Origin of the sequence: Alicyclobacillus acidoterrestris (assembly GCF_022674245.1) — a bacterium.
GTDB lineage: Bacteria > Bacillota > Bacilli > Alicyclobacillales > Alicyclobacillaceae > Alicyclobacillus > Alicyclobacillus acidoterrestris.
In genome coordinates this window covers 1,632,659-1,645,999 of the sequence record NZ_CP080467.1, presented here as the reverse complement: position 1 = coordinate 1,645,999, position 13,341 = coordinate 1,632,659, and the positions used below count along the sequence as shown (strand labels likewise).

At 54.0% G+C, this 13,341-nt stretch carries 16 protein-coding genes; 8 read left to right on the top strand and 8 right to left on the bottom strand.

Features of this window, described 5'->3' with window-relative positions:
• Window positions 1-121: 121 nt before the first annotated feature.
• The 3 genes from K1I37_RS07560 to K1I37_RS07550 all read left to right on the top strand — a co-directional run bounded on the left by K1I37_RS07560 (window position 122) and on the right by K1I37_RS07550 (window position 2,847).
• Window positions 122-1,165, top strand: a complete 1,044-nt coding sequence (locus K1I37_RS07560; RefSeq protein ID WP_021297157.1) for a M42 family metallopeptidase — start codon at window positions 122-124, stop codon at window positions 1,163-1,165.
• Window positions 1,166-1,297: 132 nt separating this feature from the next.
• Complete coding sequence (locus K1I37_RS07555) at window positions 1,298-1,735, top strand: hypothetical protein (RefSeq protein WP_021297158.1); 438 nt, start codon at window positions 1,298-1,300, stop codon at window positions 1,733-1,735.
• Between the two features lie 50 nt (window positions 1,736-1,785).
• On the top strand, window positions 1,786-2,847 hold the full coding sequence (locus K1I37_RS07550; protein ID WP_021297159.1) for a tetraprenyl-beta-curcumene synthase family protein: 1,062 nt from the start codon (window positions 1,786-1,788) through the stop codon (window positions 2,845-2,847).
• 45 nt (window positions 2,848-2,892) lie between these two features.
• Here the strand turns inward: K1I37_RS07550 and folB are convergent, their stop codons facing one another.
• The 8 genes from folB to K1I37_RS07510 form a co-directional block, all read right to left on the bottom strand.
• Window positions 2,893-3,261, bottom strand: coding sequence for a dihydroneopterin aldolase (gene folB, locus K1I37_RS07545; protein ID WP_021297160.1), 369 nt, complete (start codon window positions 3,259-3,261; stop codon window positions 2,893-2,895).
• A gap of 28 nt (window positions 3,262-3,289) precedes the next feature.
• On the bottom strand, window positions 3,290-4,150 hold the full coding sequence (locus K1I37_RS07540; RefSeq protein WP_021297161.1) for a YihY/virulence factor BrkB family protein: 861 nt from the start codon (window positions 4,148-4,150) through the stop codon (window positions 3,290-3,292).
• A gap of 12 nt (window positions 4,151-4,162) precedes the next feature.
• Window positions 4,163-5,143, bottom strand: a complete 981-nt coding sequence (locus K1I37_RS07535) for an RluA family pseudouridine synthase (RefSeq protein WP_021297162.1) — start codon at window positions 5,141-5,143, stop codon at window positions 4,163-4,165.
• A 124-nt stretch (window positions 5,144-5,267) separates the two neighbouring features.
• Window positions 5,268-5,516, bottom strand: coding sequence for a NifU family protein (locus tag K1I37_RS07530; protein ID WP_021297163.1), 249 nt, complete (start codon window positions 5,514-5,516; stop codon window positions 5,268-5,270).
• Window positions 5,517-5,649: 133 nt separating this feature from the next.
• Window positions 5,650-6,222 (bottom strand): GNAT family N-acetyltransferase, encoded by a 573-nt coding sequence (locus K1I37_RS07525; protein ID WP_021297164.1) that lies wholly within the window; start codon window positions 6,220-6,222, stop codon window positions 5,650-5,652.
• A 123-nt stretch (window positions 6,223-6,345) separates the two neighbouring features.
• On the bottom strand, window positions 6,346-6,822 hold the full coding sequence (locus K1I37_RS07520; protein WP_021297165.1) for a hypothetical protein: 477 nt from the start codon (window positions 6,820-6,822) through the stop codon (window positions 6,346-6,348).
• 98 nt (window positions 6,823-6,920) lie between these two features.
• Window positions 6,921-9,044, bottom strand: a complete 2,124-nt coding sequence (locus tag K1I37_RS07515; RefSeq protein WP_021297166.1) for an ATP-dependent helicase — start codon at window positions 9,042-9,044, stop codon at window positions 6,921-6,923.
• A gap of 119 nt (window positions 9,045-9,163) precedes the next feature.
• Window positions 9,164-9,808 carry a TVP38/TMEM64 family protein gene (locus K1I37_RS07510; RefSeq protein WP_021297167.1) on the bottom strand — a complete coding sequence of 215 codons (645 nt, stop codon included), beginning with the start codon at window positions 9,806-9,808 and terminating at the stop codon, window positions 9,164-9,166.
• A 75-nt stretch (window positions 9,809-9,883) separates the two neighbouring features.
• Here K1I37_RS07510 and K1I37_RS07505 point away from each other — a divergent pair, with 75 nt between their 5' ends.
• The 5 genes from K1I37_RS07505 (at window position 9,884) to K1I37_RS07485 (ending at window position 13,319) form a co-directional block, all read left to right on the top strand.
• Window positions 9,884-10,399: a DJ-1/PfpI family protein gene (locus tag K1I37_RS07505; protein WP_021297168.1), complete on the top strand. Its 516-nt coding sequence runs from the start codon at window positions 9,884-9,886 to the stop codon at window positions 10,397-10,399.
• A 234-nt stretch (window positions 10,400-10,633) separates the two neighbouring features.
• Window positions 10,634-11,308, top strand: coding sequence for a peptidylprolyl isomerase (locus tag K1I37_RS07500; protein ID WP_021297169.1), 675 nt, complete (start codon window positions 10,634-10,636; stop codon window positions 11,306-11,308).
• 19 nt (window positions 11,309-11,327) lie between these two features.
• Window positions 11,328-11,726 carry a hypothetical protein gene (locus K1I37_RS07495; RefSeq protein WP_021297170.1) on the top strand — a complete coding sequence of 133 codons (399 nt, stop codon included), beginning with the start codon at window positions 11,328-11,330 and terminating at the stop codon, window positions 11,724-11,726.
• Between the two features lie 124 nt (window positions 11,727-11,850).
• Window positions 11,851-12,591, top strand: a complete 741-nt coding sequence (locus K1I37_RS07490) for a phosphocholine cytidylyltransferase family protein (protein WP_021297171.1) — start codon at window positions 11,851-11,853, stop codon at window positions 12,589-12,591.
• Window positions 12,588-13,319: a CDP-alcohol phosphatidyltransferase family protein gene (locus tag K1I37_RS07485; RefSeq protein ID WP_021297172.1), complete on the top strand. Its 732-nt coding sequence runs from the start codon at window positions 12,588-12,590 to the stop codon at window positions 13,317-13,319. The genes K1I37_RS07490 and K1I37_RS07485 overlap by 4 nt, the downstream gene beginning before the upstream one ends.
• Window positions 13,320-13,341: the final 22 nt, after the last annotated feature.

Here is a 13,341-nt window from a genome sequence, read left to right as displayed (position 1 = left end):
TTTTTCACCTTACCGTATCATACGTCAAATCTCGTATGTGCGCACCGTGCGAGCAATGGATACTGTTCCATGTGATACAATGCAAAGACAATTCCTTGTGTCATACTGGAGGCTACATACCATGTCTCACGGTCCATACGTTGAAGATTTATTAGTCCGAATCTTGAATACGCCATCGCCAACTGGTCACACGAAGGGCATCATCTCCCTCTTAGCCAAAGAGGCAGCAAAGCTTGGTTACCAGCCAACGTTGACGAAAAAAGGTGGTTTATTGATTCAGGTCCCCGGTGCAGACAATCAAAACCGGCGGTTTCTGACAGCCCACGTCGACACGCTCGGTGGCATGGTCAAAGAAATTCTGGAAAATGGCCGGCTGCGCGTACACCGAATCGGCGGTTACGCGTGGAATACAGTCGAAGGTGAATACTGTCAGGTGTTGACCGGATCAGGCCAAGTGCTCACAGGTACCATCATCCTGCATAACACCTCCGTGCACGTCAATCGCGAAGTCGGCGACATCAAGCGCACGGACGAGAACATGGAAATTGTCCTGGATGCGCCCGTCAAAACGAAACAAGAGGCCTTAGCGTTAGGTGTCGAGGTGGGTGATTTTGTCGCGTGGGATCCGCGCGTGGCCATTACCGATACGGGTTATATCAAAAGCCGCCACCTCGACGACAAGGCCAGCGTCGCCATCCTCTTTGGCGTGCTGCGCGAGCTGCAATCCAGTAAACACGAATTGCCGCACGGATTGGACATTCTCATCAGCAACAACGAAGAAATCGGCTATGGCGGCAACTCCAACATCGCAGATGAAATCGTCGAGTACCTAGCGGTCGACATGGGTGCCATTGGCGACGGGCTGGCGACAGATGAACACAGCGTCTCCATCTGCGCACTTGACGGATCAGGCCCCTACCACGAGGGACTCCGCCGACATTTGGTAGCGCTCGCGAAAGCGAACGGGCTCCATTATGCCGTCGACATTTACCCCTACTACAGTTCTGATGCATCCGCTGCGCTGCGGGCGGGCGCCGATGTGCGGCATGGGCTAATTGGACCAGGTGTCGCAAATTCGCACGCGTATGAACGCACCCATCGGGACGCACTAGAAAATACGTTGGCACTGATCCTGGCCTACATCCAGTCGCCACTCGTATCCTGAACTAGAAGGCGGTTCATCGGACAGCCAGGCTGCACCTGCCTGGGGCCAAAACGGAAGGGCCCATGGAGAAACGTCCACGCTCGCCGCGCACCTTTGCATACGATAAAACAACCATGCTAGGAGGTGGGCATTGTGCAGTGGAATACGTTCATCAAACTCGGCAGCCTGGCGTTCGATGTAGCCAGCGACCAAAAAGTGCGCGAACTCGCCGGTATCGTGCATCACGGAGCAAGGCGTCGCGGTCTCCTTGGAGTGCCCCCACACGCGCAGACACAGGGGACTTCGTCGACGTCCCACACAGCCGCTTCGACGCCGAATCACTGGCCTAAACAGAATCATCCCATTCCATTTGCACCAGGGAGCCATGCACCTGCGTCACAAACGAGCCAGAGCGCCCCAAGCAAAAGCGCTCATTCCACCGGCAACGCTAACAAATCAGTGACAGAAAAACCAACGGCGGCGACAAATCCCTCATCCGGAGAATTCGACCTAAAAAATTGGGTCACAATGGAGAATGCGAAAAAAGTCCTTGGTTGGGCTGGCTCTGTCACTCAGTTTCTGACGAAATGAGCATCAGCCATCCATGCGAACACCACATGTATAGGGACGGGGGAAACCGCTTGACATCTGCGACACCGACACGACCCACGCGCTTCCTATACCGCCTATTTCACGACGTCATGCCGCTTTCAAGAAAACAAATCGAGCGTTGGACGACGCGTGCGAAGACAATTCCAAATGAGGTGTTGCGAAGCCAGGCGTTGTCCAGCCTTCAGCACAAGCGATTCCATGCGGACGGAGGTAGCGTCTACGCAGCCGCCACCCGCGAATACGCACCGACACTCGTCGAGTTAATTGTGGCGCTGCAAACCATCAGTGATTATCTCGATAACCTGTGTGACCGGTGTGATCGATATGATCCGATAGATTTTCGCCGACTTCACGACGCCATGCGCGATGCGGTTGTCCCTGGCGCACCACTTCGGGCGTACTACGCCTTTCGAGGGAACCCGGACGACGGTGGCTATTTGGCAGAATTGGTACAAACCTGCCAGCGTTGCGTAGGTGAATTGCCGAACTATCACATCGTCCAGAAGCACGTCGAGTGGTATGTGGAGCGCTACTGTGAACTTCAGGAGCACAAACACATCCAGCCCGATAAGCGCAGTCAGACGCTCATCGACTGGAGCACACCGTTTCTCAAGCCGTACGAAGACGCGCTTCTATGGTGGGAGTTTGCCTGCGCCACTGGTTCGACTCTGGGGATGTTTACGTTGTTTCTGGCCGCTACCGAGGAGATTGATGCGCGTACCGTGGAAGAGACACATACGCACTATTTTCCGTGGATTTGCGGACTTCACATCCTGCTGGATTACCTAATCGATTTGGAGGAAGACGCGCGCGAAGGGGATTTCAACTTTGTCGCTTGTTATCCAGATGCACACACTGCCCATAAGCGCATTCGTCACTTCGCGGACGAAAGCTGGCGACGGGCGAAGCAAATATCTTATGGCGGGCGAATTCACCGCTTTATCGTGCAAGGGCTGCTGGGGATGTATTTGTCGGACGACAAAGTGCGGCGCCAGCCAGCGGTGAAAAAGGCGCGCCACATGATCTACCGATTTGGCCCGACAGCGTGCATGTTCTACTTTGCGACCGTGGTCTATCGCCGCATCCGCTGACAACAAGTCTTACGGCACCTTGCCCTATGCCAGAAACGCCTACGCCTACGCCGATGTGCGATGGCGCCGGATTTTTACGCTCACCTGCCCAAAAATCCCCGGAATCGGCGCGCCTGGCTTCTCTACTTCAACGGTGACCGCCTGCAGCCGGTCAAACGTCGCCAAGAGTTGCGCCGCAATGTCCTCTGCCACGGCTTCGATCAATTTGCGCGGCTTGCCCTCCACAATCTCGCGAACAACCGCATACACGTGCGCGTAATTAATCGTGTCCGCCACGTCGTCGGACACGCCAGCTTCGCGCAAATCGCAACTCAACCACGTATTCACAATAAATCGCTGACCAGTCACGTTCTCTTCCGGTAAAACACCGTGATAAGCAAAAAAGGGCATGCCTTTTAGTACGATCTCGTCCATTTCACTCACTCCGTCTTCATACACTCCATCAGCTGTCCTTGGATTGCCCCATATAATCCAAGCAAGAGGCAATTTCCGCGCCAAACAGCAGAATGATTCCGGCGATGTACATCCACAACACCAGCATAATCACGACTGTCAGCGTACCGTAAATCAAATGGTAACTCACAAAGTGGCTGGCGTATACCACAAACAGCACCCTCGCTAAATCCAGCGCCACCGACGCACAGAGTGCTCCAATCAGCACGCTGTTGACATCCACTTTGCGGGACGGCAGATATCGATAAAAGACAAAACACGTGACAAACAGCGACAGCGGATAAACCACCCGCGTCAATCCACGCAATGCCGAAGCCCAGCCTGAGACGTTGGGCCACCAGGGGGCGTGATCGATATGCGGAAACAGCGCCAACGCAATGGACGAGAACACGGCTACAAAAATCAGCATGACGAGCATGGTGAACCCAACAATCCGCCGAGCCAGAAAAGACCGCTTGTCCTCCACTTCAAAAATCGTGTCGAGCGCCTGCTGGACGGCAATAAACGCACTCGTCGCCGACCATGTCAGCGTCAGAAAACTGACGATGCCAATTCGCGCCCCAGCAGCGCCCAGCGACTGAATGCTCTTCGCGATAAAGTCGTTTGCCCCACCAGTATTGGCGTAATCGACATTCGGATAATAAGGTTTGAGCGCCGTAATCAACAAATGTTGAATGTTGGACTGCGGGACAACCAGACTCGTTCCATAAATGATTAGGATGAGGAGCGGAAACAACGAAAACAGGGCGTAGAAGCAGATTTGAGCCGAGAGTGAGGCGATGTCGTGCTTAAAGATGCGGGCGGTTAGATTTGCGAAAAAATGCCCGACTATGTGCATGCGTTCCTCCATGACAAAGCACTCCTACACATCATCTTCTACTCCCCATTCTTTCCGTAAAAACGCCATCCAATCGTTTCCAGGACGACATTTTATGACAACTTCTTGTTCATCGTATGGATGGAAAAACGCCACTTCCCGCGCGTGCAGTGCAATCGCCTGTTGTGGCGGCCAAGCGTGAATATTTGCGCGCCCACCATACAGCATATCCCCTAAAATCGGTGCGCCTAACGCAGCGCAGTGGACCCGAATTTGATGCGTACGCCCGGTCTCCAACCGACATGACAGAAGCGATAGTTGCTGGCCATCGATAACGGAAGCTGCTTGTACCACTATATGTGTACGCGCCGGTTTCCCGGTTGATGATACGCGGTACGCGCCAGCGCGATGCCGATCTCGCCCAATCGGCTTCGCGACCGTCTGCGTTTTCGATAGCGCATCGCCATAGACGACGGCGAGATAACGCCGAGACATCTGATGTGTTGTCAACTGGGCATCGAGCGCTCTGGCCACAAATCCGTGCTTCGCGTAGACGACTGCGCCGGTCGTCGGCTTGTCCAGGCGATGCACATGGCGGACGGGCAGATATTGTCCCGACTGCCAATAATACTGCGCAACCAAGGTATCAAGCGTAAGTTCCAGCGGATCATCCGAGTGGACGATGACACCTGCCGGCTTATTCACGACCAGGACGTGATCATCCTCATAGCAGATTTCAAGCGGGGCGACGCCCGCAGGCAGACAAAAGCCCGGGTCCTCGACTGCCGTATTCGGAGTCGCCGCCACGGGGGATGGATCTTCTAGCACCAGCCGCGCACCGGTTTGTACCGTGTCATCCGGCTGCAAGGTTCGTTTGCCAAGACGCACGAGCCCTGCCGCGCACAAGCGGCGCGAAAAGGCTTCTGGCAGCGCAAAAGCGGTCGTCAGCACGTCGAGGACGCGCCATCCGTTGAACCGCTTGTCCAGATGAATATGCAAATGCCCAGCTCGCATCTCACTTTGCATCCGTCCGTCTCCTTTCCGCTTTACGTCGGTCAAAACAGCCAACGTCCCTGCACGGGACATACCGCGAGAACCATATGAAAATGGCGCGATGCAAGCCGCACCGCGCCATCAAATTGCGTTGTGTTTAGACCGCTTCCACGTATTCAACATCTGGAGCGACCTTCTTAATCGCCCGCTCAACACCCATTTTCAGCGTCATGACACTGGCCGGACAGCCAACACATGCACCTTGAAGGGAAACAAATGCCGTCTTCGTCATGTCGTCATACGATACAAATTCAACATCGCCGCCGTCCATTTGAATCGCATCGCGAATAGAGGCCAGCGCTTCTTGAATACGTTCTTCAATGGAGGTCGTTGATTCCATAGACATGTCACATTCCCCCTGTATGTAATAGCATACGCGCAACGGGCCAAGTGATGCAAGTGACAAGCGCAAAATATATGCGCGACACAGGGCAAGCGGCTACGCCTGCGCCCGATGCCGCGCATCAGGATAGACAACGTCAGTTTGTCGCCAGTTGTTTGTGAAAGCCGATGGTATTTGGCTCGATGCGAAAGACTTCGCGAAACCCGAGGCTACGCGTAAACGCGAGGCTTTGTGCGTTGTTTTCCTGTACAAATACCTCCACAGTGCGAACGCCCTGGCGAATCGCTTCTTCCTCGAGATGCGCCATGACCGTTTTGCCGATGCCTTTCGACTGATGCTTCGGATCAATCACCATTGCACTGACGTGCATCTTGGCATCCGGGCCGATGAGATACGAGTAATAACCAATCGGTTTCCCGTTTTGTTCGACGACGACCGTCGGCGCGCCAGACTGAATGTAGCGCAAAAACTGTTCTTCCGGAAACGGTGCGCCGAAGGCTTGCTCGTGAATGGTTCCTAGCTGCTGGCGCGTCAGACCTACGATAAACGCGTCGTCTTGCGGCGTGCGATTGCGGTAACTCAACACGGGCGCAGCGGGCTTTACCGCCTTTTTCTTGGACGCCTGAGCCTTCGGTTTTGCGGCGACTTTCTTTTTCACCTTTTTCGCAGCAGGTTTTTGACCCACCATCATATGAACTGTGTTTGGCATATTGGTTCGACCTCCCTGAATGGTCCCCATCGTCGACACCACAGCCTATGCATCAGCCCATACTTTTGACATGAAAAGGCGCGAAAGACGCCAGCATCTACCTCCGCACGAGGGATCTATCCATCAGGAGTTGCCACCGCGACGCAAAAATCGACGCTTCGGTTTGGTCTGTGCCGTTTCTTCCTTCATTTTCGCACTGCGCTGTGCGCGTTTGCTCTGAACCTCCGAAACGACACTGCCGATGTAGTTCCCCATGATATCCATGCGGTACTTGTGATTCACCTGAATTTTGTCGTACTCTTCCTTCGTCGTTCGAAACGTCACGTTTTGAACGCGATTCATCTGCACGCCCTTCATCGTCTGCCCCACGGTCACCCGGCCGACCACCTGATAGGTCGGAAACGGAATAAACTTCGTGATGCCCGACTGCCCTCGTTCGCGCAGTCGCCGCTTGTTCAGGACAAACACCTCATGCCGTTCCTTGTTCGCCAAATATTGCGCATCAAACGCCTTTTGCCGTTTGCGGGCAATCATAAATACCACGGTGTAGCCGGCAATCACAATGACCAGGATGCCGCCAACGATAATCCAATACCACAAGGGATTCTTCCTCCTGCCACGTCAGGTAATCTCGGTCTTTGCGAAACGAGCGGTGGCCGTCTAATAGAGACCACGCTAGCTCTTTTCGGACAGTAATTTTATTGTACCACGGATTCTTCCTTTGGCCGCAATAGATTCTTGCCGACCCACTTCAGCCCAATCGATGGGTGAAACATCACTTGCACCTGATCATCCCCGCCGTCCTTATCCGCCGCAATGTGCAGAACGATGCCCTCACCGTACTGCGCGTGCCGAACGTGCATGCCAGGGCTGAGCGTCGCGTTGTGCTGGACTGCCAGGTCGAGCCTCGTGATCCAGGCGTCCGGCAACTCCGAAAGAAACCTCGACGGATCTCGATTCGTCACGTGACCAAACAGCGTCCGCTCCACGGCATAAGTCATATACAGCTGATCCATCGCGCGGGTCATGCCGACGTAACAGAGGTTTCGCTCTTCCTCCACGGCGGCATCGTCGTCCATCGACCGCGGGTGCGGAAACAGCCCTTCCTCCATACCAATGAGAAAGACGACCGGGAACTCCAGCCCTTTGCTGGCGTGCATCGTCATCAGGCGAACGTTGCCCTGCCCTTTCTCCTTTTCCTTGTCGACGTCGCTCAACAAGCTGACTTCCGCGAGAAACTCCTGTACGGTACCGCCGCGACGCTTGTCAAACGACTTGGTCACGCTGAACAACTCGTCAATGTTCTCCACGCGCTGCAAGTCTTCCTTCTTTCCCGACTGCAGATATGACTCGCGATATTTCGTGGCGTGCAGCACTTCGCCGAGGTACTCGCTGACCGGCATGCCTTCCATCCACAGACGCAATTCCTGCAGTTGGTCGTGGAACAAACGCGCCGCTTCACTCGCTTTCGGCGACAAGCCGGCGGCTTCTCCACAAGCGAGTGCCTCGAACAGGGTAATGCCGGCTTCATGGGCGTGATCGAGCAAACGACCGACGGTCTGCTCCCCAATCCCGCGCCTCGGCGTGTTGATGATGCGCAGCAAGGAAATCTCGTCCTGCGGATTGGTCAAGACGCGCAGATAGCAGAAAATGTCCTTAATCTCTCGCCTATCGTAGAACGTGAGCCCACCGACAATCGTATAGGGAATGGCCTGCGCCATGAGCGCTTCCTCAATCACGCGGGACTGCGCGTTGGCGCGATACAGCACAGCACAATCGCCGTACGTACCGCCATTTCGCACGTGCTCGGCAATCGTCGAGGCCACAAAGACCGCTTCCTGTTCGCTGTCGGTGAGGCAGACGACTCCTACGTTTTCGCCGCGTCCCCGGACGGCGCGCAACATCTTTTCCCGCCGCTTCTGGTTATGCGCGATGAGCGCGTTGGCCGCTGACAAAATCGCCTCGGTTGAACGGTAGTTGCGTTCCAGCAGGATCACTTTCGCCTCCGGGTAATCCCGTTCAAACCGCAACATGTTTTCGCTGTCCGCGCCGCGCCACGCGTAAATCGCTTGATCTGCATCCCCCACCGCGCACAGATTCCGGTGCGCCTCCGCCAACGTGCGGACGAGCTGATACTGTGCGTGGTTGGTGTCCTGGTATTCGTCGATCAAGATATAGCGGAATTTCTCCTGATACCGCCTGCGCACATCCTCATCTGTCTGCAACAGCCGAACGGTTTGAATAATCAAGTCGTCAAAATCCATCGCGTTGGCCGCGAACAGCCGCGCCTGGTACAACGCATATACGTCCACGGCGGTCGCCTCATCCAGCGACTCACCCACTGGCAAGCGCTTGACATCATCCGTCGTGTACATCAAGTTCTTCCAGTGAGAAATCACACTGCCAATCTGGCGTGGGTCGAACTTTTTCAAGTCGCAGTTCAAATCCAGTAAACTTTGTGCAATCAACGCTTGTTGATCATCGCTGTCGAGAATGGTGAAGTTCGGGGTGTAGCCAAGAGCCTCTGCCTCTCTGCGCAAAATTTTCACGCAGATACTATGGAACGTCCCCATCCACAAATCTTCGGCGCGCGCCCCAATGAACTTGCGAATGCGTTCCTTCATTTCGCGCGCGGCCTTATTCGTAAACGTAATGGCCAAAATCTGATGGACGGGCACCTTGTGCTCGCCAATTAAGTAGGCGATTCTCCGCGTGAGGACACTGGTCTTGCCACTGCCAGCACCGGCGACCACCAAAAGCGGACCACTGACCGTTTGAACCGCCTGTTTTTGTTCTGGGTTGAGCCCCTCCAGCAAATTCAACCGTTCCGCCTCCTTCTGGACAAGCCTGCAGTATCACAGACTACCACCAAGCGGCCATCCCGTGAAGACGTGCCGAGCGACAGCCTGTCTACCAACACAGTACGATGTACGGTTACGATTTATTGCGACTGATGGCGGCGGCGCTTGGCCGAGCGGTAAATCATCACCACGAGCAGGACGAAGGCCATCACGCCCACAAGTAGCCAACTCAGGTGCGAGACCCGCAGTACGCCCAAATAGCCCAGTGACCAGGCGATTTGGTAAGGCGTGATGGCGATAGCCGTCGCAAATATGTAGGTCGTCACGGACACATCAGACGCGGTCCCCAGCAGCAAGTTTACCAAGAGAAAGGGAAACGGCAGGAATTGGACGAGTGTAATCGTCCAGAACTTGTCCGGTTTCAGCCGCCGTTGCATCCTTTCGTACGTCGGCCGAACTGCCGGGTGTTGCAACAATTTGTGCACAACAGGCGCGGCCAGCCGGCCGAACAAAAACAAAATCACACCGCCGACAAGTGTCCCCAGCCAATTCTCCACCGTTCCCAACACGGCGCCTTCGGCGCGCAGGCAGGCTGTCATCACCGGCTCCGCAGGCATGGGTAGAATACTCGCCATTGCCTGACAGGCGACAAACCAGACGCCCTGAAGCCACATGCCACTGGGCAGCCACGTCGTCAGCCAAGCAGTCGGAAAGCGAATCAACGCCAAACAGATGATGAGTGAGAGGATGGAGCCCATACGGAGGAAAATCTCCCTCGATTTCACCTGTCAGTTCCCTCCTGCGTGCAGATTTGCTAGGATAAATGCGATGTATTGCAGCAGAACTCGAGGAGGTCGCCCATGTATAAGGTCGGGCTAGTCGCGCTGCCGCAGTTCTCGGTCGCGGGTGTTTCGTCCCTGTTGCAATCTGGACAAGAGCGCGCGTGGCGCTTGCGCGTATTCTCTCTGGAAGAGCAGTCAGTGACGACCGCAGAGGGCCTGCACGTGATGGCCGATGCCACCATGCAGGACACTTCCCCGCTCGATTTACAGTTGCTCATCATACCCGGTGGTCACTATCCGCCCCAAACTTGGAGCGATATTCGACTTCATCGATTCTTGCGGCAATATGACGGTCAACGCCGATGGATTGCAGCATCGACAGAAGGTGTGGTCTGTATCGCAGCAGCAGGTCTGTTAGGGGGAACCTCGTACAGTGCGCCCATTCATGTCGCTCATACATATGCACACGTTTTGCGCCATGCCATTCATCAGCAAAGCCCCGTGACGGTCGATGGCAACGTCATTTCATCGGACGGATCGAATCCTGGCGCATTTGCAAATGTCGTGATACAGCGCGTAGAACTTCAATTGTAGCGAATTCATGTAGCGAATTCAGCAAAAATTTGTAATGGATTGGTACGGCCCTGCGCGACGACGAACGGACACCTTCAGGGATTGCAGAAAATCTTGTCAGAAATCTTTCAATTTCATCACGAATGGTCATGCTATGATGGACGAGCAGTTGGCAGCTCTCTGCATGAATGCCACTGCACACGACTGTTCGTATCATGATACCATCAACGCTTGCGTCGAGAGGAGTTTTGTTCCATGCGTTTCCGTCACACCATTGGAGGTATCGCTACCGCACTGGTCACACTGAGCCTGGTTGCCGGGTGTGGTACAACCAATACAAACAATACATCCGGTGAAGCGAAGACCAAAGCGCCGGTCTTGAAAACGACGACAAAACGGTGGTCTTCCCCACCGAAAATGACCATTGATACGAGCAAGCAGTACAGCGCCGTCGTACATACCAACTACGGGAACTTCACGATTCAATTGTTCGCGAAACAGAGTCCCGTTACCGTCAACAACTTCGTCTTTCTCGCGAAGAACAACTTCTATCACGACGACAAATTTTTCCGCATCATCCAGCCGTTTATGATTCAGACTGGAGACCCGAATAACAATGGCACCGGCGGCCCGGGGTATCAATTTAAAGATGAACTTCCGAACAAAGAAAAGTACGCGCCGGGTATTGTCGCAATGGCCAACAGCGGTCCAAATACGAACGGCAGCCAGTTTTTCATCGGCACGGGTCAACAGATCGACAGCCTGAATCAAACGCCCAACTATACGATTTTCGGCAAAGTCGTGTCTGGCATGGACGTCGTCGATAAAATTGCTGCAATTCCAGTCACAGCCAACCCGAACATGCAGGGAGAAGTCAGTAAGCCAACGAAGACGGCGTACATCGAATCTGTAGATATCCAGGTCAAATAAGACCACTGGAGGGATTGCCATGAGACGCCCGCGCCAGTGGTTGCTCTCTGCGTTGGTCATTGTGATTGTCGGCATCATTTACTTTCGGAGCGGTGGACAAGTACCTTTGCCCGACCATTATCAGAAGACGGCAAACGGCGTCCGCATTACAGCAAACATGGTGGAAATCCCGCCAGACAGTACCGGCGAACAGTGGAACCTGACGCATAATCAAGCGGGTTCGTATTACGTCAATATGTATCTAAATGGCCGGGAACGGCGCACGTTTTCCTCCCGCAAAGTCCTGCACAAAACAGCAGACGGCACGCTGTACCAAACTGCGGGGATTATCAAATTTGGCCAACAGCAGTACCACGCCGTCGACATCTTCGTGAAAACTGGCGGAAAATCCGGTTACATCGATTTCACGAAAGGATGAAGAATCTGGCCTCGTTTATTGACGTTTGCGAACGAGGTTGCTTATATAGAGGGGTGCGACTGTCGAAACCTGTCGCACCCCGAACATTTAGGTTTAAATTCGCCGAATAGGAGTTGACCGCCTCGTGACGGCAACAAGTATCATTCTGGCGGCGGGTCGTTCCATGCGATTACGTCCGCTTACTGACAATCAACCAAAGTGCCTATTGGATATGGGCCCAAAAAAAATCCTCGACTGGCAGCTTGACGCACTCAAGTCGGTCGGCGTCTTTGACGTCCGCATGGTGGTCGGCTACCAGAAGGAAATGATTGTAGATCACATCCGTACGCACCACAGCGACATGCGCGTGACGTATATTGAGAACCCAGATTTTGAGACAACCAACACCCTATTCTCTTTGGCCAAAGCACTACAGGACTTTGAAGGCGATTTTTACTATATGAATGCCGATGTTGTGTTTGAGCAAAGCATTCTCCAGCGCTTGAGCACGTACGACGGCGGTGGCTTCCTCGCCATTGACCGCAAGCAATGCCGCGAGGAAGAAGTGAAAGTGCAAGTACAAGAAAACCAAATTACGGCCATTGGCAAGCATCTAGATCCTGCTGCGAGCTATGGAGAGTTTATCGGCGTCGCCAACTTCACGGGTGATTTTGCAAAGCGCTTCCGACAAACTGTACTCGCAGAAGCCGTGACACCAAACGAAATGAAATTTTTCGAGCACGCGCTGGACGTCATGGTGGACAAGCATGATATGTTCGCCGTAGACATTACGGGTCTGCCCTGCGTCGAAGTGGATTTCCCGGAGGACTACGAGTACGCCATCCAGGAGGTTCTACGCGCATTTGTACAGGTGGATAAAGGATGAGTGAACTCGCCAAAATTAACGCGTGCGCGAAACGGCCCATCGATATTTGGACAAACTTTATCTATTACCCTTTGTCCATCCGTCTCGTGTACGTCGTTCGCAACACTGGCATCACGCCAAACGCCCTGACCATCTCGTCGCTGATTCTCGCACTAATCGGTTGCGGTTTCTTTACGCGTGGATTCTACCACGACGTGATTATCGGGCTCATCCTGGTACAGGTGTCCTATGTGGTAGACTGCGCAGATGGCCAGTTGGCTCGCTATAAACAGCATTTTTCACCGGTCGGTGGCTGGATTGACCAAGTGGCCGACAGAATCAAGGAGTTTGCGATTTACGCGAGTCTCGCCTACGGGTATACACGCGTGTACGGACCTGACGACCACATTTGGATGTACGCGACGTTCGCTTTGTTTGTCCTTTTTCTCCTAGAGTACTATGGACAAATTCGCATGGGCAAACCACAACCAGCCGTCGCGGCCGAAGCCAACAACGCGTCTGACCAGCACACGGCCAAAGAAGCAGATGGCTTTGCACGCGCCCAGCAACTTCGCGCCTTGGTCCCGTTTCGCGGTTTTTTAATAGGGGAACAATATTTTGCGTTGCTTGCGTTCATCGCGTTTGACGCGGTTCGTCCATTCTTTTTGTTCGTCGGTATTTTAGGCGGGTTGATGTGTATCTATCGTCCAGTCATTCAATACATCAAGCTCAAACGCTCGACTACCTAACCAAATGGCATCGAGACAATCG

Bases quoted from the DNA above. Each gene is read 5' to 3' on its own strand.
- K1I37_RS07560 (WP_021297157.1), top strand. From the start codon at position 122: ATGTCTCACGGTCCATACGTTGAAGATTTATTAGTCCGAATCTTGAAT.
- folB (WP_021297160.1), bottom strand. From the start codon at position 3,261: ATGGACGAGATCGTACTAAAAGGCATGCCCTTTTTTGCTTATCACGGT.
- K1I37_RS07540 (WP_021297161.1), bottom strand. From the start codon at position 4,150: ATGGAGGAACGCATGCACATAGTCGGGCATTTTTTCGCAAATCTAACC.
- K1I37_RS07535 (WP_021297162.1), bottom strand. From the start codon at position 5,143: ATGCAAAGTGAGATGCGAGCTGGGCATTTGCATATTCATCTGGACAAG.
- K1I37_RS07530 (WP_021297163.1), bottom strand. From the start codon at position 5,516: ATGTCTATGGAATCAACGACCTCCATTGAAGAACGTATTCAAGAAGCG.
- K1I37_RS07525 (WP_021297164.1), bottom strand. From the start codon at position 6,222: ATGCCAAACACAGTTCATATGATGGTGGGTCAAAAACCTGCTGCGAAA.
- K1I37_RS07505 (WP_021297168.1), top strand. From the start codon at position 9,884: ATGTATAAGGTCGGGCTAGTCGCGCTGCCGCAGTTCTCGGTCGCGGGT.
- K1I37_RS07500 (WP_021297169.1), top strand. From the start codon at position 10,634: ATGCGTTTCCGTCACACCATTGGAGGTATCGCTACCGCACTGGTCACA.
- K1I37_RS07495 (WP_021297170.1), top strand. From the start codon at position 11,328: ATGAGACGCCCGCGCCAGTGGTTGCTCTCTGCGTTGGTCATTGTGATT.
- K1I37_RS07485 (WP_021297172.1), top strand. From the start codon at position 12,588: ATGAGTGAACTCGCCAAAATTAACGCGTGCGCGAAACGGCCCATCGAT.